At 70.7% G+C, this 21,315-nt stretch carries 19 protein-coding genes; 3 read left to right on the forward strand and 16 right to left on the reverse strand.

Translation table 11 applies throughout. The features are described 5' to 3' along the window. Position 1: 1 nt before the first annotated feature. From AB0M01_RS06510 to groES, 7 genes are all read right to left on the reverse strand, one after another. On the reverse strand, positions 2–382 hold the full coding sequence (locus AB0M01_RS06510) for a hypothetical protein (protein WP_363666114.1): 381 nt from the start codon (positions 380–382) through the stop codon (positions 2–4). A gap of 103 nt (positions 383–485) precedes the next feature. Further along, positions 486–1,592 carry a GuaB3 family IMP dehydrogenase-related protein gene (locus AB0M01_RS06515; protein WP_363666116.1) on the reverse strand — a complete coding sequence of 369 codons (1,107 nt, stop codon included), beginning with the start codon at positions 1,590–1,592 and terminating at the stop codon, positions 486–488. 26 nt (positions 1,593–1,618) lie between these two features. Beyond that, entirely contained in the window at positions 1,619–3,130 is a 1,512-nt protein-coding gene (guaB, locus tag AB0M01_RS06520; RefSeq protein ID WP_363666118.1) for an IMP dehydrogenase, read from the reverse strand. Positions 3,131–3,423: 293 nt separating this feature from the next. Continuing rightward, on the reverse strand, positions 3,424–4,839 hold the full coding sequence (locus tag AB0M01_RS06525) for a hypothetical protein (protein ID WP_363666120.1): 1,416 nt from the start codon (positions 4,837–4,839) through the stop codon (positions 3,424–3,426). Continuing rightward, positions 4,832–5,452 carry an RNA polymerase sigma factor ShbA gene (shbA, locus tag AB0M01_RS06530; RefSeq protein ID WP_363666122.1) on the reverse strand — a complete coding sequence of 207 codons (621 nt, stop codon included), beginning with the start codon at positions 5,450–5,452 and terminating at the stop codon, positions 4,832–4,834. Before shbA ends, AB0M01_RS06525 begins: the two co-directional genes overlap by 8 nt. Positions 5,453–5,662: 210 nt before the next feature. Then, positions 5,663–7,282, reverse strand: a complete 1,620-nt coding sequence (gene groL, locus AB0M01_RS06535; protein WP_363666124.1) for a chaperonin GroEL — start codon at positions 7,280–7,282, stop codon at positions 5,663–5,665. 120 nt (positions 7,283–7,402) lie between these two features. Further along, positions 7,403–7,699, reverse strand: a complete 297-nt coding sequence (groES, locus tag AB0M01_RS06540; protein ID WP_184798551.1) for a co-chaperone GroES — start codon at positions 7,697–7,699, stop codon at positions 7,403–7,405. Between the two features lie 285 nt (positions 7,700–7,984). Between groES and AB0M01_RS06545 the strand changes: the two genes are divergently transcribed. The 3 genes from AB0M01_RS06545 to AB0M01_RS06555 all read left to right on the forward strand — a co-directional run bounded on the left by AB0M01_RS06545 (position 7,985) and on the right by AB0M01_RS06555 (position 10,362). Next, positions 7,985–8,497, forward strand: a complete 513-nt coding sequence (locus AB0M01_RS06545; RefSeq protein ID WP_363666127.1) for a peptidoglycan-binding domain-containing protein — start codon at positions 7,985–7,987, stop codon at positions 8,495–8,497. Positions 8,498–8,579: 82 nt separating this feature from the next. Further along, positions 8,580–9,176, forward strand: a complete 597-nt coding sequence (locus AB0M01_RS06550; RefSeq protein ID WP_363666129.1) for a peptidoglycan-binding domain-containing protein — start codon at positions 8,580–8,582, stop codon at positions 9,174–9,176. 22 nt (positions 9,177–9,198) lie between these two features. After that, on the forward strand, positions 9,199–10,362 hold the full coding sequence (locus tag AB0M01_RS06555; RefSeq protein WP_363666131.1) for a methyltransferase domain-containing protein: 1,164 nt from the start codon (positions 9,199–9,201) through the stop codon (positions 10,360–10,362). A 157-nt stretch (positions 10,363–10,519) separates the two neighbouring features. On the opposite strand, the gene AB0M01_RS06560 is transcribed toward AB0M01_RS06555, so the two are convergent. From AB0M01_RS06560 to AB0M01_RS06600, 9 genes are all read right to left on the reverse strand, one after another. Continuing rightward, positions 10,520–11,200 (reverse strand): NUDIX hydrolase, encoded by a 681-nt coding sequence (locus AB0M01_RS06560; protein ID WP_363666133.1) that lies wholly within the window; start codon positions 11,198–11,200, stop codon positions 10,520–10,522. Continuing rightward, positions 11,197–12,930 carry a CTP synthase gene (locus AB0M01_RS06565; protein WP_363666135.1) on the reverse strand — a complete coding sequence of 578 codons (1,734 nt, stop codon included), beginning with the start codon at positions 12,928–12,930 and terminating at the stop codon, positions 11,197–11,199. The genes AB0M01_RS06560 and AB0M01_RS06565 overlap by 4 nt, the downstream gene beginning before the upstream one ends. Positions 12,931–12,951: 21 nt before the next feature. Beyond that, positions 12,952–13,977 (reverse strand): glycosyltransferase family 4 protein, encoded by a 1,026-nt coding sequence (locus AB0M01_RS06570; RefSeq protein WP_363666137.1) that lies wholly within the window; start codon positions 13,975–13,977, stop codon positions 12,952–12,954. After that, positions 13,974–15,563, reverse strand: a complete 1,590-nt coding sequence (locus tag AB0M01_RS06575) for a lipid II flippase MurJ (protein WP_363666139.1) — start codon at positions 15,561–15,563, stop codon at positions 13,974–13,976. The genes AB0M01_RS06570 and AB0M01_RS06575 overlap by 4 nt, the downstream gene beginning before the upstream one ends. Positions 15,564–15,591: 28 nt before the next feature. Continuing rightward, entirely contained in the window at positions 15,592–16,398 is an 807-nt protein-coding gene (locus AB0M01_RS06580) for a hypothetical protein (protein ID WP_363666141.1), read from the reverse strand. After that, on the reverse strand, positions 16,398–17,342 hold the full coding sequence (locus AB0M01_RS06585; protein WP_363666143.1) for a copper transporter: 945 nt from the start codon (positions 17,340–17,342) through the stop codon (positions 16,398–16,400). The genes AB0M01_RS06580 and AB0M01_RS06585 overlap by 1 nt, the downstream gene beginning before the upstream one ends. Then, positions 17,339–18,520 carry a putative cytokinetic ring protein SteA gene (steA, locus tag AB0M01_RS06590; RefSeq protein WP_363666145.1) on the reverse strand — a complete coding sequence of 394 codons (1,182 nt, stop codon included), beginning with the start codon at positions 18,518–18,520 and terminating at the stop codon, positions 17,339–17,341. Before steA ends, AB0M01_RS06585 begins: the two co-directional genes overlap by 4 nt. A 106-nt stretch (positions 18,521–18,626) precedes the next feature. Next, positions 18,627–20,351 (reverse strand): DNA repair protein RecN, encoded by a 1,725-nt coding sequence (gene recN / locus AB0M01_RS06595; RefSeq protein WP_363666147.1) that lies wholly within the window; start codon positions 20,349–20,351, stop codon positions 18,627–18,629. A 4-nt stretch (positions 20,352–20,355) separates the two neighbouring features. Continuing rightward, on the reverse strand, positions 20,356–21,300 hold the full coding sequence (locus AB0M01_RS06600) for an NAD kinase (RefSeq protein WP_363666150.1): 945 nt from the start codon (positions 21,298–21,300) through the stop codon (positions 20,356–20,358). Positions 21,301–21,315: the final 15 nt, after the last annotated feature.

Below are 21,315 nucleotides of genomic sequence, written 5' to 3' on the forward strand. Positions count from 1 at the left end.
GTCAGGCCTGTAGGGCTCCGACGAACAACCCGGCTTCGGCTTCGGTCATGCCGGTCTCGCTGACCACCAGGGCGGTCGCCTGGTGGAGCTCACCGGACGCCTTCAGGGCCCGGGTCCGCTCGGCGAGGTTCGTGCCGGGGAGCCGGACGACCGGCGTACCGGTGACCGGGGGGACGTAGCGGCCGAGGCGGATGTCGTCGACCAGCTCCTTGGCGTGCTTGAGCTCCGACCCGGTCCGGTCCATCACGTACTTCACCGCGAAGACACTCTTCCGCGTGGTGAGCAGGAAACGGACCTGGTCGACGTCCTCGGAGGAGAGTTGCGCCCGCGCGGCGGCGAGGGCGACGTTGTCGGCTTCGGTGCGGCGGCTGAACCATCCCATAGGCCAATCCTTCCAGAACCGGCCAACCCGCGAGCAGCCGCCACAGGTGTCTCACCTCACGAACGGCGAGTCCACCCCTCGACCGCGGCGGTCCGTCAGAATGTCAGCCGACGACGACCTCGACGCGCTGGAACTCCTTGAGCTCGGTGTACCCGGTGGTGGCCATCGCGCGCTTCAGGGCGCCGACCAGGTTCATCGTGCCGTCCGGGACCCAGGACGGGCCGAACAGGATCTGCTCCATCGTGCCGGTGACGCCGACCTCCACCCGCTCACCGCGCGGGAGGTCCGCGTGCCACGCCTCGGCGCCCCAGTGGAAACCGCCACCGGGAGCGTCGCTCGCGCGGGCCAGCGGCGAGCCGACCATCACCGCGTCGGCGCCGCAGGCGATCGCCTTCGCCACGTCACCCGAGCGACCGACCGAACCGTCGGCGATGACGTGCACGTACCGACCGCCGGACTCATCCATGTAGTCGCGCCGGGCCGCGGCGACGTCGGCGACCGCCGACGCCATCGGCACCGCGACACCGAGCACCTTGCGCGTCGTGTGTGCGGCGCCGCCGCCGAAGCCGACCAGTACGCCGGCCGCGCCGGTCCGCATCAGGTGCAGCGCGGCCTGGTGCGTCGCGCAGCCGCCGACGATGACCGGGACGTCGAGGTCGTAGATGAACTGCTTCAGGTTCAGCGGCTCGGCCTGGCCGGAGACGTGCTCGGCCGAGACCGTCGTACCGCGGATGACGAACAGGTCGACGCCCGCGTCCACCACGTGCTTGGCGAACTGCTTGGTCCGCTGCGGCGACAGCGCACCGGCCACCGTGACCCCGGAGTCGCGGATCTCCTGCACCCGCTGCGAGATCAGCTCGGGCTTGATCGGCGCCGAGTAGATCTCCTGCAGCCGGGTCGTGGCCTGCTCGCGGCCGAGGGTGACGATCTCCTCGAGCAGCGAGCTCGGGTCCTCGAAGCGGGTCCACAGGCCCTCGAGGTTCAGCACACCGAGACCGCCGGCCTTGCCGATCGCGATCGCGGTGGCCGGCGACATCACCGAGTCCATCGGCGCGGCCAGGATCGGCAGCTCGAAGCGGTACGCGTCGATCTGCCAGGCGACCGAGACCTCCTCGGGGTCCCGGGTCCGCCGCGACGGCACGATCGCGATGTCGTCGAACGCGTACGCCTGCCGGCCGCGCTTGGCCCGGCCGATCTCGATCTCGGTCATCTGGTGGTTGTCCTAACGTTGGCGGGTCAGCGGCCGGAGTAGTTCGGCGCTTCGACCGTCATCTGGATGTCGTGCGGGTGCGACTCCTGCAGGCCGGCCGAGGTGATCCGGACGAACCGGCCCTTGTCCTGCAGCTCCGGGACCGTGCGGGCGCCGGTGTACCACATCGACTGGCGCAGGCCGCCGATCAGCTGGTGGGCGACCGCGGCCAGCGGGCCGCGGTACGGCACCTGGCCCTCGACGCCCTCGGCGATCAGCTTCTCGTCGCTGCCGACGTCGCTCTGGAAGTACCGGTCCTTGGAGTACGACTTGCGCAGGCCGCCGGACTGCATCGCGCCCAGCGAACCCATCCCGCGGTAGGCCTTGAACTGCTTGCCGTTGATGAAGACCAGGTCGCCCGGCGACTCCTCGCAGCCGGCCAGCAGCGAGCCCAGCATCACGGTGTCGGCCCCGGCGACCAGCGCCTTGGCGATGTCACCGGAGTACTGCAGGCCGCCGTCGCCGATCACCGGGACGCCGGCCGGCTTGCAGGCCAGCGACGCCTCGTAGATCGCGGTCACCTGCGGGACGCCGACGCCGGACACGACGCGCGTCGTACAGATCGAGCCCGGGCCGACGCCGACCTTGACGCCGTCGGCGCCCGCGTCGACCAGCGCCTGGGCGCCGCCCCTGGTCCCGACGTTGCCGCCGACGACGTCGACGCCGCGGGTCGCCGGGTCGGCCTTGAGCTTGCGGATGATCTCCAGCTGGGCCTGGGAGTGACCGTGCGCGGTGTCCACCACGAGCAGGTCGACACCGGCCTCGACCAGGGTCATCGCCCGCTTGTACGCCTCACCGAAGAAGCCGATCGCGCCGGCGACCCGCAGCCGGCCGGTCGCGTCCTTGGTGGACAGCGGGAACTGGTCACGCTTGACGAAGTCCTTCAGCGTGATCAGGCCGGTCAGCTTGCCGGCGTCGTCGACCAGCGGCAGCTTCTCCACCTTGTGCCGGCTGAGCAGCGCCATCGCGTCGTCGGCGGAGATGCCCTGCTTGCCGGTGATCAGCGGCTGCTTGGTCATCACCTCGCGGACCGGCCGGTCCTGGCTGGTCTCGAAGCGCATGTCGCGGTTCGTCACGATGCCGACCAGGACGCCGGCGTCGTCGACGACCGGGACACCGGAGATCCGGTACTGGCCGCAGAGCGCGTCCGCCTCGCCGATGGTGGCGTCCGGGCCGATGGTGATCGGCTGCGCGATCATCCCGGACTCCGAGCGCTTGACCAGGTCGACCTGCTGGGCCTGGTCCTCGATCGAGAGGTTGCGGTGCAGCACGCCCAGGCCGCCCTGGCGGGCCATCGCGATCGCCATCCGGGCCTCGGTGACGGTGTCCATCGCGCTGGACAGCAGCGGGATGTTCACCTCGATGTTGCGGCTGACCTTGGAGCGGGTGATCGCCTCGGACGGGATCACGTCGGACTCGTTGGGCTGCAGCAGCACGTCGTCGAAGGTCAGACCGAGGACGGCGAACTTGTCGGGAACTCCGGAGGGGGTGATGTCCATGAGGGTTGCAGGCACCTTTGCACGGCGAGAACGGGACACCATGGTATGCCGCCCGCGCCCGGTCCCCCGCATCGGTCCCCGCGGCTGTGGACAAGGGCGTGTCTCCCAATTGTCGCCGTAGCGAGCAGGTGCTCGCCGCGGTAGCTCGGAGTGCTGGAGTGAAGCCCTCGATGTTTTTCCATCGTGGGCTTTGCTCCAGTGCTCCGAGGTGCCGTGCCGAGTGCCGCGCAGTAGGCGAGAATTGGGAGACACGCCCTAGGCGGGTTCCGTCCGGGAACCCGCCTCGCGTCAGGTCAGCGGCCGGTCGGGTGGTTCAGCACCCAGAGGATCTGGCGCAGGGTGACCGGGTTCATCGAGCCGTGCGCCCGCTCGAAGGCGGCGTGCCGGCCCTCGACGTACTGGCCGTTGGAGTGCTTGCCCTTGGCGTACTGCTGCTTGGCCCAGCCCAGCGCGAACTGGCCGTTGGAGTGCTTCGCCGAAGCCTCCAGCCGCTTGTTCACGTACTGCTCGAGACGGGTCGGCTCGGCCGGCGTCTCGGGCGGCAGCGCCGGCTTGGCGTCGTCGGCGGGCGTGGAGTCGTCGGCCGGCTTGGAGTCGGTCGCGCCACCGGTCTGGTCAGCACCGCCGGTCTGGTCCGCGCCACCGGTCTGCTCGCCGTCGTTGCGGCCGCCACCGGTCTGGTCACCGGCCGGCTGGTCCTCCGGCTTGGTGTCGCCCGGCTTGGTGTCGCCCGAGCCGGTCTGGGTCTCCCCGTCGCCGGTACCGGTCTGGCCGCCGGGGACACCGGTCTCGCCACCCGGCGTACCGGTCTCGCCGCTGCCTTCGCTCGGCTGCGTCGACGGGTCCGAACCAGGCGTGTCGGTCTGGCCGTTGTTGTTGCCGCCGCCACCGTCGCTGGGCTGGTCGGTCGGCTCCTCGGTCGGAGTGGTCGGCGGCGGGTCCGTCGGCGTGGTCGGCGGGTCCGTCGGCTCGTCGACCGGCGTGCTCGGCGGGTCGCTCGGCTTGTCCGTCGGCTCGTCCACCGGAGTGGTCGGCTTGTCGACCGGCTTCTCCTCGACCGGCTCGGTCGGCGGCAGCAGCGGGTCGCGGGTGCCGGCCTTCTCCTCCACCTTCGGCGGTTCGGGCCGGGCCAGCGGCGGCTTCGGCATCACCGTCTCGAGCTCGGTCAGCCCGAGCGCGAGCGGATCGGTCAGCCGCTGCTCGGCCTTGCGCTCCTCGACCTCGCGCAGGTCGGCCTGCTTCTGCTGGTAGTCCTTGGCGACCTTGACGATCTTGGACTTGTCGACGACCGGCATGCCGTCGAGCTCTTCCTTCGGGAAGCTCGTCTCCGGCCGCAGCCCGTCCACGACGGTCTTGACGATCTTCTCGTACGGCGCCAGCGGGTCGCCGTTCACGGCCGCCGCGACCCCCGACACCGACAGCGCGGCCACGGCGGCGACGCCGACGGCCAGACCGCGGGCGGCGATCTTGCGGGTGAACGGGTCGGTGACCGGGTTCAGGGCCGCGCAGCGGGCCAGGAACGTCTCCGGGTCGTCGATGGTCTCCACCGGGAGCTCGTCCTCGACCTCGACCGCGAGCCGCAGATCGGCCAGCAGTTTCAGGGTCGGGTCGTGCTCGCCCGCCTCCCACGCGGACTCCCCACCGGCTGCGAGCAGGTCGAGCAGCGCGTCGTCGGCTTCGATCGCGTCTAAGTCAAAGCGCTCAGCCATTCCGCTCCTCCCCTGCTCCTCGCTCGAGCTTTGCCTCATGCCCCACAAACCCCCTGAGCGTGTTCAACGCCCGATGTTGTGCGACCCTCACCGCCCCCGGTGTCATCCCCAGTGCCCGGCCGGTCTCTTCGGCTGACATCCCCGCTACCACCCGGAGCCGCAGGATCTCCCGCAGCTTCTCCGGCAATCTTTCCAGCAGGCCCACGATGTGCTGGACCTCGGAGTGCCTGACCGCGTGCTCCTCCGGCGTCGGGGACTCGTCGGCCCCGTCCGGAAGGTCCGGTGTCGACACGTCGGCGACCGCGAACGCGCGCTGGGCGTCGGCGACCTTGCGGGCCGCGATCCCGTACACGAACGCCTCGAACGGCCGCCCCTCGTCGCGGTAGCGCCCGAGCGCCCCGAACACCGCGACACAGACCTCCTGCGCGACGTCGTCGACCATGTCGGCGCCACCGGGGTAGGTCCACAACCGGGACCGCACGTAGCGATGAGCGACCGCGCGCACCCTGGTCAGCAGATCGTTCAGAGCCCCCGGATCCCCACCGGCCGCCAGTGCGGCCAGATCCCTGAGCTCGACCCGGTCGTGGGTGTGCGGCATTCGAACCTCGGTCACCCCTCGCCCCCTCGTGTAAGACCGGTCAGCCTGCAAGATGCTACGGCCCGGACGCCCCGCTGCCTAGTGGCAGTTCGTGATCACTGAGTAATTTTCATGACAACCTGTCACTACCCCCGGGTATCCACCGGCCGAACGTGAAACTGCCCGGCCGGTCCGAGGACCAGCCGGGCAGTTCGGTGTACCAGGTACTGCGCTGGTACGGAGGAATCAGTGACCGTGACCGTGGCCGTGACCGGCGGCGGCGGGCTCCTCTTCCTCGGGCTTGTCGACGACCAGGGTCTCCGTGGTGAGGAGCAGGGCCGCGATCGAGCCGGCGTTGGCCAGCGCGGAGCGGGTCACCTTGACCGGGTCGAGAACACCCTGCGCGAGCAGGTCGCCGTACTCACCGGTGGCGGCGTTGAAGCCGCTGCCGACCTCGAGCTCCGCGACCTTGGCGGTGACGACGTAGCCCTCGTTGCCGCCGTTCTCGGCGATCCAGCGCAGCGGCTCGACGACCGACTTCTTGACGATCCGGACGCCGGCGAGCTCGTCGCCCTCCAGGCCCAGGCCGTCCTCCAGCACCGAGGCTGCGTGGACGAGAGCGGAGCCGCCACCGGCGACGATGCCCTCCTCGATCGCCGCGCGGGTCGCCGAGACGGCGTCCTCGATGCGGTGCTTCTTCTCCTTCAGCTCGACCTCGGTGGCCGCGCCGACCTTGATCACGCAGACGCCACCGGCCAGCTTGGCCAGCCGCTCCTGCAGCTTCTCGCGGTCCCAGTCGGAGTCGGTGCGCTCGATCTCGGCCTTGATCTGGTTGACCCGGGCCTCGATCTCGTCGGACTTGCCGGCGCCCTCGACAACGGTGGTGTTGTCCTTGCTGACGACGATCCGGCGCGCGGTGCCGAGCACCTCGAGGCCGACCTGGTCGAGCTTCAGCCCGACCTCGGGAGCGATCACCTGCGCGCCGGTCAGCGCGGCCAGGTCCTCCAGCATCGCCTTGCGGCGGTCACCGAAGCCCGGCGCCTTGACGGCCACGGAGGTGAAGTTGCCGCGGATCTTGTTGACCACCAGGGTCGACAGCGCCTCGGCCTCGACGTCCTCGGCGATGATCAGCAGCGTCTTGCCCGACTGCACGACCTTCTCCAGCAGCGGCAGCAGGTCCGCGACGGCGGAGATCTTGCCCTGGTTGATCAGGATGTACGGGTCGTCCAGCACCGCTTCGCCGGCCTCGGCGTCGGTGATGAAGTACGGGGAGATGAAGCCCTTGTCGAACTGCATGCCCTCGGTGAACTCGAGCTCGGTGCCCATCGTGTTCGACTCTTCGACGGTGATCACACCGTCCTTGCCGACCTTGTCGAAGGCGTCCGCGATCAGGCCGCCGATCTCGGCGTCCCGGGCGGAGATGGTGGCGACGTGGGCCATGTCGCCCTTGTCGTCGACCGGACGGGCGGTCTCGACCAGCCGGGCCGAAACGGCCTCGACGGCGGCCTCGATGCCCTTCTTCAGGCCCATCGGGTTGACCCCGGCGGCGACGGCCCGCAGGCCCTCGTGCACCAGCGCCTGCGCCAGCACCGTGGCGGTGGTGGTCCCGTCACCGGCGATGTCGTTGGTCTTGGTGGCCACCTCCTTGGCCAGCTGCGCGCCAAGGTTCTCGAACGGGTCGTCCAGCTCGACCTCACGGGCGACGGTGACACCGTCGTTGGTGATGGTCGGGGCGCCCCACTTCTTGTCCAGCACGACGTAGCGGCCCTTCGGCCCCAGCGTCACCTTCACCGTGTTCGCGAGCTTGTCGACGCCACGCTCCAGGGCGCGCCGCGCGTTCTCGTCGAACTCGAGGATCTTCGGCATGGAAAAACCAGTCCCTCTCTGAATTCTTGCGTTCAATGGCCCAGCCGGTTCTGGACCGACTCCGCCCCGGCGCCGGTGTTCGGCACCGGGGCGGTGTCAGTCAGAAACTCTGAGCAGTCGTCACTTGCTGACGACGGCGAGGATGTCGCGGGCGCCCAGGATCAGGTAGTCCTGGCCGTCGTACTTGACCTCGGTGCCGCCGTACTTGGAGTAGATGACCTTGTCGCCGACGGCGACGTCCAGCGGGACGCGGTTGCCGTTGTCGTCGATGCGGCCGGGGCCGGTGGCGAGGACCTCGCCCTCCTGCGGCTTCTCCTTGGCGGTGTCCGGGATCACCAGGCCGGACTTCGTGGTCTGCTCGGCTTCGAGCGGCGCAACGAGGACGCGGTCCTCGAGCGGCTTGATCGTGACCGACACTTGCTGACCTCCACGGTCGAGTTCTTGATGATTCACAGTGCGTCAGGACGGCCGTCCCGCCGCCTGCCGTCGCGGGGGTCAGGGGCCGGGGCCGCTGGCACCCTCACAGGGAGAGTGCCAACACCGAATCTAGGCCGCGATTAGCACTCGGTCAACTCGAGTGCCAGAACTCGGCCCACGGCGAACACGCCGGCCCGAACCGTTACTCAACCTTCGCCCGCCGCCAGGTCGTCTCACCCGGCACAGGGCCCCGCCCCGCGGGCCCCCACGGGAGGGAAATCCACCATGTCCGATCTCCGCCGGTTCTGGCGTCACGTCACCACCCGCCGTACTGCCGTCGTGCTCACCGCCGCCGCCGTCGCCGCCGTTCCGCTGACCTTCGTCGCGTCCAGCGCGTCGGCCGGGACGCAGGCGCTGACCCAGTGCCAGCAGGTCTACAACAAGACCGTCAACAGCGCGGGCTGGACCGTGCCGGCGCTGTCGATCTGGGAGGAGAGCAGCACCGTCTGCAACCTGAAGCCCGGCGACCTGCCGCACCGCGACCCGCGCAACCCGTTCGGCGACCCGGAGACGGCCATCAAGACCCTCCAGCGCAACCTGAACTACTGCTACGGCTCCAAGCTCACCGTCGACGGCCGGTACGGCGCCAGGACGGAGGCGGCCGTCGCCGCGGTCCAGCGCCGCCACGGGCTCACCGCCGACGGCATCTACGGCCCGGCCACCCGCTCGGCGATGAACTGGCGGCTCTGGAACCCGAAGCTCGGCCTGTCCAGCGACGCCTGCTACAGCCCGCTGTAACCCGGCCCGTACTTTCTGCGACCAGGGTCTGGGCCTGGGCGGTACGACGTGGGACCGTTCTGTGTGGAGACAAGGAGCCCACATGAAGCTGCCCTTCACGGTGCGTAAGCCGTCCGGCAAGGCCCTGGTCGCGATCGTCGCGCTGGTGGTGAGCCCGATCGCCGTGGGCGTTGCCGCCGGTGGCGGCCACTCCACCGACGCACCGCAGGGTGCTGGTGGGCCGGCAGCGGTGGCGCCTGAGCAGGTGGCCGGGCCGGCTGCTGACCTTGGCGTACGGGCTGCTGGGGCAGCGGCCGCGCTGGGGCAGTGCCGGAGCGCTCGGCTGGTTCCGGTCGGCAGCGCCGGGTGGGGCGTACCGGCGCCGTCGGTCTGGGAGAGCAGCAGCACCCGCTGCAACCTCATGTACGGCGACGACCCGCAGCGCGGCAACGAGACGTTCGGCGACCCGGACACCGCGATCCGCACGCTCCAGCGGAACCTGAACTACTGCTACGGCTCCAAGCTCACCGTCGACGGCGTGTACGGCAGCAACACCCGCGCGGTCGTCAAGCAGGTGCAGCAGCGGCACAAGCTCGCTGCTGACGGTATCTACGGCCCAGCGACCCGCTCGGCGATGAACTGGCGGCTCTACCACCTGGCCAAGCGCATCTGGAGCAGCGGCTGCTACAGCTCGCTGTGAGCCGTCAGCGCAGAATGAGCGCGTGACACCCGACTCGATCGCCGCCCTGCTCACCCCACCGGGCTCCGACGTCCTGGCCGAAGCCTGCGCGTCGTACAGCCCCGGCGGTGAGCTGCAACTGGTCGAGAAGCTCCGCCGCCGGTACGACGCGGACGTGGTCACCGCCGCGGTCACCCAGGCGTCGCTGCGGCACCGGGCGGTCGCCAAGTTCGGCGCGGACGACGCGGCCCGGATGTACTTCACGCCGGACGGCCTGGAGCAGTCCACCCGTACGGCGGTCGCCGCACACCGCTCAGCCCGGATCGCCTCGGCGCTGCCCGGCAGCTCGGTGATCGACCTCGGCTGCGGCATCGGCGGCGACCTCATCAGCGCGGCGCGCGCCGGCCTCCGCATCACCGGCGTCGAGCGAGACCCGGCAACGGCTGCTGCCGCTGCGGCGAACCTGTCCGCGCTGGGGCTGCCCGGCGAGGTGCTGCTGGGTGACGCGGAGGAGCAGGACCTCACGCCGTACGAGGTGGTGTTCGCGGATCCGGCTCGGCGGGCGGATGGCCGCCGGGTGTTCGACCACAACGCGTACTCGCCGCCCTGGTCGTTCATCACCTCGCTGCTGGAGGGCACCGCGTGCGTGAAGGTCGCGCCGGGGATCCCGCACGACGCCGTACCGGAGGGGGTCGAGGCGGAGTGGGTGAGCGACGCCGGCGAGGTCAAGGAGGCAGCGCTCTGGTCCGGCAAGCTGTACGGCGGTGCTGCGCGCCGGGCGACGCTGCTGCCAAGCGGCGCGTCCGTTGCCGAGGCACCGGAGGCTGAGGTCGGACCGGTCGGCCAGTACATCTACGAACCGGACGGCGCGGTCGTGCGCGCCGGGTTGGTCACGGCGGTCGCCGCCGAGGTGGACGGGTGGTTGCTGGACCCGCGGATCGCCTACGTGACCGGGCCGTTCCTGGTCGAGACGCCGTTCGCATCGGCGTACGAGGTGATGGAAACGCTGCCCTACAAGGAGAAAGCGCTGAAGTCGTGGGTGCGGGCGAATGGGATCGGGACGCTGGAGATCAAGAAGCGCGGCGTCGATCTCGATCCGGCGGTGCTGCGGAAAAAGCTTTCACCGAAGGGCTCGGAGAGCGCGACGCTGATCGTGACACGGATCGGCCGGGACGCCGTGGCGTACTCGTGCCGACGGCCGCACTGACTTGCGCTCGCGGAGTATTCGAACATATACTCGAACACGAGAGCGGGTCTCCGGGAAGCCTGCCGACGGGCGAGGTGCTGCGCTCGTTGCCGACGACTCCCGGAGGTCCGCCACTAGCTCGGCCGCGCGGCGCGGGGCTTCGCGCGGCCGACGAAACTCAGCGGTCCTTGGCCGGCCAGGGGGAATCGGCGGGACGCAACGCGTCGAAGCCGTCGCCGTTGAGCGCTGCCCAGGCGGCCAGCGAGCCCATCACCAGGATCGGGTTGTGCAGATCGCCCGCGAGCGCCGCTTTCACGACGTCCTCGAGCGGCGCCCACACCGTCTCCATGTCGGCTTCCTCGTGCAGCCGGTCGTAGACCTCGTCGGCCGCCGACAGCTCACGGGCCAGGAAGATCCGGACCGCCTCGGTCGTCAGCCCCGGTGAGGTGAACGCGTCCACCAGGACCCGCCAGTCGGCGGCCTTGGTCGCCGCCTCCTCCCACAGCTCCCGCTCGGCACCGATCCGGTACGCCTCACCCTGTACGTCGAGCAGCCCAGCGGGCGGCTCCAGCAGGCGGTAGCCGACCGGGTGCCGGTACTGGCGAACCAGCAGCATCCGGTGGTTCTCGTCGAGCGCGACCACGCCGACCGCGCCCGGGTGCACCACCACGTCCCGCGTGAACGGCTCGCCGCCGGCAGGCGGGACCACCTGGTCCCGCCGTACGGAGATCACGCGACCGGTGGCGTGCACGGTCTCCGACGTGCTGACCTCCCAGGAGGTCGGCACGTCCACCAGCCCGGCCCCGAACCGCAGCTCGGCCGGCTCCCCCGCCGCGTCCGGCGTACCGGACTGCGTCATCGGGTCTTGGCCTTCGCGGCGCCGGCCTTCACCGGCTCCTTGACCTCCTTGGCCGCCGCGGGGACCTCCTCGACCGGCAGCCGGGACTCACGCTGCCGCACCAGGGCGGCGGCGATCAGCCCGGAGAACAGCGGGTGCGGCTTGGTCGGCCGCGACCGCAGCTCCGGGTGCGCCTGGGTGGCCACGAAGAACGGGTGCTTGTCGCGGTCCAGCTCGATGAACTCGACCAGCTCGTTGTCCGGCGACAGCCCGGAGAACACCAGCCCGGCGGTCTCCAGCTTGTCCCGGTAGGCGTTGTTGACCTCGTAGCGGTGCCGGTGCCGCTCCTGCACCGACGGAGCGCCGTACAGGTCGCGGACGATCGAGCCGTCGGCCAGGTTCGCCGGGTAGAGGCCGAGCCGCATCGTGCCGCCGAGGTCACCGGAGCCGGAGACGATGTGCTTCTGCTCCTCCATCGTCGCGACCACCGGCTGCGCGGCGTCCGGGTCGAACTCGCTGGAGTTCGCCTCGTCCAGGCCGGCCAGGTCGCGGGCGACCTCGATCACCATGCACTGCAGGCCCAGGCACAGCCCGAGGATCGGGATCCCGGCCTCGCGGGCGTAGCGGATCGCGCCGATCTTGCCCTCGATGCCCCGGACGCCGAACCCACCGGGGATGCAGACCGCGTCCACGTCGCCGAGAAGCTTCGCGGCGGCCTCCGGGGTGGCCGCCTCGTCGGAGGCGACCCAGCGCAGCTGCACCTTGGCGTCGTTGTCGAAACCGCCGGCGCGCAGCGCCTCGGCGACCGACAGGTACGCGTCCGGGAGGTCGATGTACTTGCCGACCAGCGCGACGGTGACCTGGTCCTTCGGGTGGTGCACGACCCGGAGCAGCTCGTCCCAGCGGGTCCAGTCGACGTCGCGGAACGGCAGGTTCAGCCGCCGTACGACGTACGCGTCGAGCGCCTCGGAGTGCAGCACCTTCGGGATGTCGTAGATGCTCGGCGAGTCGACGGCGGCCACCACGGCCTCGACGTCGACGTCGCACATGAGCGAGATCTTGCGCTTGACCGCGTCCGGGATCGGCCGGTCGGCACGGCAGACGATCGCGTCGGGCTGGATACCGATCGAGCGCAGCGCGGCCACCGAGTGCTGGGTCGGCTTGGTCTTCAGCTCACCGCTGGGCGCCATGTACGGCACCAGCGAGATGTGCAGGAAGAACACGTTGTCGCGGCCGACGTCGTGCCGGACCTGACGGGCGGCCTCGAGGAACGGCAGCGACTCGATGTCGCCGACGGTGCCGCCGATCTCGTGCAGCACCACGTCGACGTCCGGACCGGCCATCGCCAGCATCCGGTCCTTGATCTCGTTGGTGATGTGCGGGATCACCTGGACGGTGTCGCCCAGGTACTCACCGCGCCGCTCCTTGGCGATCACCGAGCTGTAGATCTGGCCGGTGGTGACGTTCGCGACCTGCGACAGGTCGCGGTCGAGGAAGCGCTCGTAGTGACCGATGTCCAGGTCGGTCTCGGCGCCGTCGTTGGTGACGAACACCTCGCCGTGCTGGAACGGGTTCATGGTGCCGGGATCCACGTTGAGGTACGGATCCAGCTTCTGCATGGTCACCCGGATGCCCCGTGCCGTCAGCAGACTGCCGAGGCTGGACGCTGTCAGCCCCTTGCCGAGACTGGAGGCCACGCCGCCGGTGACGAATACGTGCTTGGTCTGCTGGGAATTCGAAGCCCTGTCCACGGGCCTTCAGCCTACCTGCTGTCAAGCAGTGGTCGCGACGAGCCCCGCGTAGATGTCGAGAAGATTCTTCGCCACGGCGTCCTCGTCCGGCCATCCGGCGGCCAACTCGAGGCCTTCTGCCCGCCTCGCAGCGGCCGTTTCCGGTTCGGAAAGAAGTTTCCGTACGCCGTCCGCGAGCCCGCGCGTGTCGCCGGGAAAGACCAGGACCGCGGCGTCCCCGACCAACTCCGGTACGCCGCCGACCGCCGTCGCCACCACCGGTACGCCGGCCTGCAGCGCCTCCTGCAGCACCAGCGCCCGGGCCTCCCAGTGCGAGGTGAGCAGGAAGACGTCGGCCGCGCCGAGCAGGTCGGCCACGTCGTCGCGGTGCCCGAGCAGCCGGACCGGCAGGCTCTCGACATCGATCCGGGCCTGCAGGTTGTCCCGCAGCGGCCCGTCGCCGACCACGGCGAACACCACACCCGGTTCGGTCTTCGCCACCTCGGCCGCTACCGACAGCAACGTCGGGTAGTCCTTCTGCGGCGCCAGGCGACCCACGGTGAGCACCAGCGGCGCGTCACCGATCCCCAGCTCCTCGCGGACGGCAGCGGACGGCGTACGGATCTCCGGCATGGCTGGAGCCGCCACCGGCGCCAGCCGCGCCTGGCGGGCTCCTAGGCGTCTGGCGAGCTCGACCAGGTCAGTGGACGCTCCGAGCGTCAAGTCGGCGCCACGGGCCACCAGACGCTGTCCCAGGCGCATCACAAGGCCACGGGGGCCCGGCGCGATCACCGCGTTGTGCCAGGTGACCACCAGCGGCCGCAGGTGCGAGCGGTTGCGCAGCGCGGCCATGCCCGCCCGGTACCCGTGCGCGTGGACCAGGTCGGAGCCTCGCAGGCCTACCGCGGTCTCGACGACAGCGGCGTCGCCGAAGTCGAAGTGCTCGGCCGTGCCGGGCGGTGCGCAGACGACGACCTCGTGACCGGCTGCCAGGTAGCGCGGGACCAGTGAGGCGACGTGCTGGCCGATCCCTCCGCGCGACTCCGCCAGCAGCAGGCCGATCCTCATTGCTTCTCCTCCAGCACGGTTGGGACGCCCCGGCGCAGCAGCGCCCTGGCGTCCGGACGGTCGACCAGTACGGCGACCGCGGCGTACACGATCACGACAGCCAGCCCGGACAGTACGGCGAACAGCAGCGCGCTCCCCCAGCCGCCGTCGTCAGCCGGCAGCGACACGACCCAGCCGGCCGCACCAGCCAGAGCAGCGCCGACCACAGCGGCCACAGTCGCGCGGGGCAACCCCTGCAGCACACCAGCTCCAGCAACCCGCTGCAACACCAGCAGCAGCACAACTGCGCCAGCGAGCATCCCCACCGACATGGCAGCAGCCAGAGCCGGTACGGCGTCCCAGCGCAGCGTCAGCACCAGACCAGCGACCGCCACGAGCAGCCAGGCGCCACCTGTCACCAACGCGACCGCCCGGCCGGTGTGCCGTGCGTAGAGCACGCGGCCCGCGTGCATCAGCACTGCGAACCCGATGATCGCCGGAGCGAACGCAACCAGGCCCTGAGCCAGCGACGTCGCCTGGGCCTCCTGCACGCGGCCGTCGTCGTACGCGAAGATCCGGGCGACCGGGATCGCCGTACCGACCAGCAGGGCGGCGCCGGCGCCTCCGGCGAGCATGACCGCGCGCGTGGAGGTTGAGGTGAACAGGGCGAAGCCTGCCTCGTCCTTCGCGTCGAAAGCCGCTGCCAGCCTGGGGAAGACCGCGGTGGTGATCGGCACCGCCAGTACGGCGTACGGGAGGAGGTAGACCGCGTTGGCCCAGGTGTAGACGGCGATGCTGCCCGGTACGCCGCGGTGGTTGGCCAGGTAGGTGGTGACGAGGAAGGCGAGCTGCTGGGCAACCAGTACGGCGAGGCCTGCCATGGCGAGCTTCCGCAGCACCGGGCCGACCCCTGGGTCGAGCCGGAGCGTCGGACGCAGCGGCAACCGCAGCAGGAGCATGGGGATCAGCACGGTCAGCGCCAGCGCCAGAACGCCTGCTGTGGTTCCCCAGGCGAGCAGGTCCGCAGCACCGCGCGAGGCTTGGTCAGCAACGGGCGCCTCGACGGCGAACACCAGGTAGGTGCCGATGACGACCAGGCTGGAGATCAGCGGCGCGAGCGCACCGGCCGCGAAACGCTTGTGGGACTGGAGAACGGCGGTCGCCACCACCGCGACCGCGTAGCCGAAGATCTGCGGGACGAAGATGACCAGCATCCGGGTGGCCGTCGTAGCAGAGGCGCAGTCGTCGGAGTCGAGCATCGCGGACGTGTACTGCGAGGCCAGAAGCCAAGCCAGCAAGGCGAACGGCGCCAGCAGCACCAGCGACCAGGTCAGCAGCGCGCTGACGATCCGGCCTTGTGCGGCCTTGTCACCGCGCGCCACCGGCCCGGCGAGGATCGGGATGACGGCACCGGCCAGCGCACCGCCGACGACCACCTCGAACAACACGTTCGGCAGTTGGTTGGCCGTCGCGTAGGCCTCAGCCAAGCAGCCGGCACCGACAGTCTTCGAGAAGACCAGCCACCGCCCGAATCCGACGACACGCGCCAGCACCGTGACGCCCGCGACCAGGAGCGCGGCGCGAGCGATCCGGCCCCCGGCGCTCACCGGGATCGAGCCGGCGAGACCGAGCCGCTCACCGGGGCCGTCGGCCCCACTGGTCGATCTTGTCGAGCGTCGGGTTGCCCGCGATCACCTTGGTGAAGCTGACCTTCTCGCTGGCCAGGTTCAGCGCGACGACCGCGCCGAGCGCGAGCACCTTCAGCGGCCGCGGCAGCGACGCCGCCAGCGCCGTACCGGTGATCGCGCCGAGTCCGTTCGCGCCGCAGTCACCGAGCATCGAGCGCTCGCCGAGGTCCGACGGCGCGGAGGCGACAGCAGCACCGACAACTGCTCCCGCAGGCCCGGTCAAAGCAGCCGGAGCACTCACAGCGGTCGCAGCCTTCAACGCGCGCCCGGGCCGCAGGTCCAGCAGGTTCGCCAGGTTCGCCGTACCGGCGATCAACGCGCCGTCGGCGACGACCTCGACGACCGCGCCCACCCCCGACGACTTGCGCGGCAGCAACGCCGCAGCAGCCAGTCCGGCGGCACCGACGCCGAGGATCTTCACCGCGCCGCTCGTCACCTCGCCGCGCTTCAACGCCGACAGGTGACCGCGAAACCCCTTGGTTTCGGTCGCTCCGGCGAGATCGTCGTACGCGCCGACAGCGCCCGACACCGCACCGGCGACCAGCGCGGCCGCCTTGACCCGGCCACTGCCGGAGCCGGCGGCGACACCCGCCAACGCACCCAGTACGGCGACCGGTCCCTCCAGCAGCGTGACCGTCTCGCCGCGGTGGTTCGTCCGCTCGAACGGCGCCCGCTGCTCCTTCGGCAACTTCGCCGCGGCACGCTCCAGCCCCGCGGTGGCCGCGGCCGCGACGACCGCTCCGAGCAGACCCATCAGTTCTCCTTCGCCTGCACCGCGGGCGGTGCGACACCGTTCTTCGCGTCGACCCCGCCGTACTGGCCGGCCTTGCCACCGGCCTGCTCGACCAGGGCGAAGACGACCGTGGCCTGGCCGCTCGGCATGTTCGCGACGTCCACCGAGGAGACGATCTTGGTGGCGTCGTTGTCGCCGCGCAAGGCCTTCAGCATGCCGCCGTTCTGCGCGCTCTCCGGAACGCCCGCGACGACCGCGCCCGAGCTGCCCAGGTCGAGGCCCTCGACGAAGTCGACGGTGTCGGCGTACGACGAGTTGTCCGGCACCGGCGTCGGCGGCTTCGCGGCCACCACGACGACCAGGTTGGCCCGGTCCTTCGGGGTCGGCTTCACCGAGACCAGCTTGGAGTCGGTCAGCCCGCTGAGGATCTTGGTCGACTCCGCGTCGAAGGTCTTGGCGTTGTCGTGGGCCAGCACGCCGCGGGCCAGGATCAGGCCGGCCCGCTGGTAGGTGTTGCTGTCGGCCGGGAAGGTGATGTCCGGGGTGACCAGCTCGTTCACCAGCGGCTCGATCAGCTGGCGCTGGCCCTGGTCGAACAGCTTGGCGTCCAGCGCGACCCGGGTGGTGACCTGCGCGCCGGCCTTCTCGATCGACTCCTGCAGCGCGTTGGTCATGTCGCCGTCGGCGTTCGGCACGGTGACGATCGCGATCTTCTGGCCGGCCAGCTTGCCGTCGGTCAGCCCCGCGGTCACCTTGGCCACGTAGTCGTCGCGGTACTTGTCCAGCGACTTGGCCTGGATCGCGTCGGCGCGCGCCTGCTCGAGCGCCTGTCGGTCCCGGTCGGCCTGGTCCGCGACGACCTGCGAGGCGGTGCCCTTCAGCGGGCCGGCGCCGAGTACCACGCCGGCTCCGAGGGCGAAGAAGATCGCCACGATCGAGACGATGTGGTAGCGAAAGTCGATCACGTGAACAGCTCCCGGATGTGGAAGTAGATTTCGTTCCAGCGCGCCCGCAGGATCGACCACAGGATGTCGTCGGCCCCGATGGCGACCATGGCCACCCCGAGCGCGAACAGTCCGGACACGATCAGCGCGACCATCTGGAAGGTGGAGACGCGGCTGCGGTAGAGCCGGCCGACGCCCTTGGCGTCCACCAGCTTGGCACCGACGCGCAACCGGGTGATGAACGTGCTGGCCATCCCGGCGCGTCCCTTGTCCAGGAACTCGACCAGCGAGTTGTGCGTGCCGACCGCGACGATCAGCGACGCACCCTTGGAGTCGGCCAGCAGCATCGCGACGTCCTCGCTGGTCCCGGCCGCCGGGAACTCGATCGAGTCCACCCCCAGCCGCTCCAGCCGCTCCGAGCCCGGCGCGCGGCCGTCGCGGTACGCGTGCACGACCACCTCGGCGCCGCACTTCAGCGTCTCGTCCTTGACCGAGTCCATGTCGCCGACGATCAGGTCCGGGACGTAACCGTTCTCGACCAGGGCGTCGGCGCCGCCGTCGACCCCGATCAGGACCGGCCGGTACTCGCGGATGTAGGGCCGCAGCGCGACCAGGTCCTCGCGGTAGTCGTAGCCGCGGACGACGATCAGCACGTGCTTGCCGTCCATCGCGGTGTGCACAGCCGGTACGCCGACGCCGTCGAGCAGCAGGTCGCGCTCGCGCCGCAGGTACTCCAGGGTGTTCGCCGTGAACGCCTCGAGCTGGGTCGACAGCCCGGCGCGGGCGTCGTCCATCAGCTGCGCGACGGTCTGGCTGTCCTGGGTGACACCCTTCGCGACGACTTCCTCACCGCGGTACAGGACGCCGTCGTGCAGGCGGACCCGCTCGCCCTCGTGCAGGACCGAGAAGACCTCGCGGCCGACCCCGTCGACCAGCGGGATGCCGGCCTCGACCAGGATCTCCGGACCGAGGTTCGGGTACCGGCCGCTGATCGAGTCGGCGACGTTCACCACCGCCGCGACCTGGCAGTCGACCAGCGCCTCGGCGCTGACCCGGTCCAGATCGACGTGGTCGATGACGGCGACCTCGCCCGGCTTCAGCCGTTTGGTGAGATTCTTGGTACGCCGGTCCAGCCGGACCACTCCGGCGATCCCGGGCAGCTCGGTGGGGCGTGCTCTACGCAGGCTGGGCAGTTTCATCGCGCTCTCATCCTGCCATGTCAAGAGCCCCCCGCTCGCCTTTTGCGGGCATCCAGGGACAGGTACCCGGGTGACGTAGCGTTAAATCATTCCTTCGGCGGAGCGCTCAGCGCTTCTTCCGCTTCGGTTTGCTGCGACGCTCCGCAGCCAGCGCGAGCAGTTCCTCGGCGTGCGCCTGGGCGGCGTCGGAGTTCTCCAGGCCGGCCATCATCCGCGACAGCTCCTTGAGCCGGGCGTCGTCGTCGAGCGCGACCAGACCGCTGGTGGTCACCGACCCGTCGTCACTCTTCAGTACGACGGCGTGACGGTCCGCGAACGCGGCCACCTGCGGCAGGTGGGTGACCACGATGACCTGCGCCTTCTCGGCCAGCCGGGCCAGCCGCTTGCCGACCTCGACCGCGGCCCGGCCGCCGATCCCGGCGTCGATCTCGTCGAAGACCAGCGTCGGCACCGGGTGGGTGTCGGACAGGATCACCTCGAGCGCCAGCATCACCCGGGACAGCTCGCCGCCGGACGCCGCCTTCTGCAGCGGGCGGGCCGGGCTGCCCGGGTTCGCCGCGAAGCAGAACTCGATCTCGTCCGCGCCGTACGGTCCCGGTTGCGTCTCGTGCACCTCGACGGTCAGCGTCGCGTGCGGCATCGCCAGCCCGGTCAGCTCCTCGGACACCGCGACACCGAGCCGCTCGGCCGCCTCCCGGCGGGCCGCGCCGATCTTGCCGCCCAGCTCCGTCAGCTGCACCTGCAGCTCGGCGCGCTCGGCGGTCAGCTGCTCCACGCGCTCGTCGCTGCCGTCCAGCTCGATCAGGCGCCCGGCAGACCGCTTCGCCCACTCGATCACCTCGTCGACCGTGCCCTCGGCGTCGCCGTACTTGCGCACCAGGCCGGTCAGCAGGCTGCGGCGCTCGCTCACGACCGCCAGCCGCGCCGGGTCGGTGTCGACGTCAGCGACGTACGACGAAAGCTCGCCGGCCAGGTCGGCCGCCAGATACCCGAGCTCGCCCGCGCGGTCGGCCAGCTCGGCCAGCTTGGCGTCGTGCTCGCGCTCGCCGTCGAGGACCTGCTTGGCCAGCGACAACAGCCCCAGTACGTCGCCCGGCCGCGTCGAGTCGAGGTCCTCGGAAGCCAGCGCCTCGGCCGCTGTCGTCGCCGCGGTGCGCAGGCCGTCGGCGTACGCGAGCCTGCCCTCCTCGGCGGCCAGCTCCGCGTCCTCACCGGGCAGCGGCTCCGCCTTCGCGATCTCGTCCAGCCCGAAGCGCAACAGGTCGGCCTCGGCGAGCCGGTCGCGCTGCCGCGTCGTCAGCTCGGTCAGCTCGGCCTCGACCTCACGGTGCCGCCGGTACGCCGTCGCGTACTCGCCGAGCGGAGCCAGCACGGGCTTGCCCGCGAAGGTGTCGAGCGTCTCCCGCTGCCGCGCCGGCTGCAGCAGCCGCCACTGGTCGGCCTGCCCGTGGATCGCGACCAGGTCGCCGGAGACCTCACCCAGCACAGAGACGGGGACGGATGCGCCGCCGAGGAATGCCCGGGAGCGCCCCTCCGACGACAACTCGCGCGCGATCAGCAGCTCGTCGTCGTCCAGCTCACCGCCACGGTCCTCCGCCTGCTGCACGATCGACCGCGGCACCGCGCTGGCCCGGCCCTCGACCCGCGCCCGGCGTACGCCGTGCCGCACCAGGCCGCTGTCGGCGCGGCCGCCGAGCAGCATGTTCACCCCGGTCACGACCATCGTCTTGCCCGCGCCGGTCTCACCGGTGACCGCGGTGAACCCAGGATCGAGGTCCAGCGTCGCGTCCTCGATCACGCCCAGCCCGGTGATGCGGATCTCCGAGAGCATCTGCCTAGATCTCCTCTTGAGCGGACTTCTTACGGCGGTGTTCGGCGGCGCCGCGCCATCCCAGCACAGGAAGGTCGAACTTGGCCACCAAACGGTCGGTGAACGGTGCCTCGTGCGCGCGGGCCAGCCGGACCGGTGTCTTGCCGCGACGGACCTGGATCCGGGCCCCCGGCGGCACCTCGACCATCCGCCGGCCGTCGCACCACAGCACGCCGCGGCCGTGCCAGGCCGCGATCAGCTCGACCATGACCTGCGAGTTCGGCGCGACGACGATCGGGCGCGAGAACAGCGCGTGCGCGCTCAGCGGGACCAGCAGGATCGCCTCGACGTCCGGCCAGACGATCGGTCCACCGGCGGAGAACGCGTACGCCGTACTGCCGGTCGGTGTGGCCAGGACGACGCCGTCGCAGCCCCAGCGCGACAGCGGGCGCCCGTCGACCTCGACCAGCACCTCGAGCATCTTCTCCCGGGCGGCCTTCTCGACACTGGCCTCGTTCAGCGCCCAGGTGTCGAAGATCAGGTCGTCGCCGACGTACACGTCGACAGCGAGCGTCATCCGCTCCTCGACCGTGTAGCTGCGGTCGACCACCACCTCGACGATCCGCTCCAGGTCCTCGACCTCGGCCTCGGCGAGGAAGCCGACGTGGCCGAGGTTGACGCCGAGCACCGGCGTACCGTGCGGGCGGGCCAGCTCGGCACCGCGCAGGATCGAGCCGTCACCGCCGAGCACGATGATCAGCTCGACGTCCTGGGCCGCCTGGTCCGGGTCGTCGGAGATCTCCACCGGCTGCAGGTCGAGCTCGGCGGCCTCCGCGCCGACCAGCCGCACGACGATCCCGGCCGCGGTCAGCAGCCGGTGCGCCTCCCGGGCGACCTCGACCGCCTGATCACGCCCGGTGTGCGTGACCAGCAGGACGCGCCGCGGCTCGGTGACAACCGGCTCAACCACGCGGACCTGCCTTCC

It is taken from the genome of Kribbella sp. NPDC051770 (assembly GCF_040681455.1).
In the GTDB taxonomy this organism is placed as follows: domain Bacteria; phylum Actinomycetota; class Actinomycetes; order Propionibacteriales; family Kribbellaceae; genus Kribbella.

What these genes read in the sequence shown, in the direction of transcription:
- AB0M01_RS06510 (WP_363666114.1), bottom strand. Translation starts at nt 382, where the DNA reads ATGGGATGGTTCAGCCGCCGCACCGAAGCCGACAACGTCGCCCTCGCC.
- AB0M01_RS06515 (WP_363666116.1), bottom strand. Translation starts at nt 1,592, where the DNA reads ATGACCGAGATCGAGATCGGCCGGGCCAAGCGCGGCCGGCAGGCGTAC.
- guaB (WP_363666118.1), bottom strand. Translation starts at nt 3,130, where the DNA reads ATGGACATCACCCCCTCCGGAGTTCCCGACAAGTTCGCCGTCCTCGGT.
- AB0M01_RS06525 (WP_363666120.1), bottom strand. Translation starts at nt 4,839, where the DNA reads ATGGCTGAGCGCTTTGACTTAGACGCGATCGAAGCCGACGACGCGCTG.
- groL (WP_363666124.1), bottom strand. Translation starts at nt 7,282, where the DNA reads ATGCCGAAGATCCTCGAGTTCGACGAGAACGCGCGGCGCGCCCTGGAG.
- AB0M01_RS06545 (WP_363666127.1), top strand. Translation starts at nt 7,985, where the DNA reads ATGTCCGATCTCCGCCGGTTCTGGCGTCACGTCACCACCCGCCGTACT.
- AB0M01_RS06550 (WP_363666129.1), top strand. Translation starts at nt 8,580, where the DNA reads ATGAAGCTGCCCTTCACGGTGCGTAAGCCGTCCGGCAAGGCCCTGGTC.
- AB0M01_RS06560 (WP_363666133.1), bottom strand. Translation starts at nt 11,200, where the DNA reads ATGACGCAGTCCGGTACGCCGGACGCGGCGGGGGAGCCGGCCGAGCTG.
- AB0M01_RS06570 (WP_363666137.1), bottom strand. Translation starts at nt 13,977, where the DNA reads ATGAGGATCGGCCTGCTGCTGGCGGAGTCGCGCGGAGGGATCGGCCAG.
- AB0M01_RS06580 (WP_363666141.1), bottom strand. Translation starts at nt 16,398, where the DNA reads ATGGGTCTGCTCGGAGCGGTCGTCGCGGCCGCGGCCACCGCGGGGCTG.
- steA (WP_363666145.1), bottom strand. Translation starts at nt 18,520, where the DNA reads ATGAAACTGCCCAGCCTGCGTAGAGCACGCCCCACCGAGCTGCCCGGG.
- recN (WP_363666147.1), bottom strand. Translation starts at nt 20,351, where the DNA reads ATGCTCTCGGAGATCCGCATCACCGGGCTGGGCGTGATCGAGGACGCG.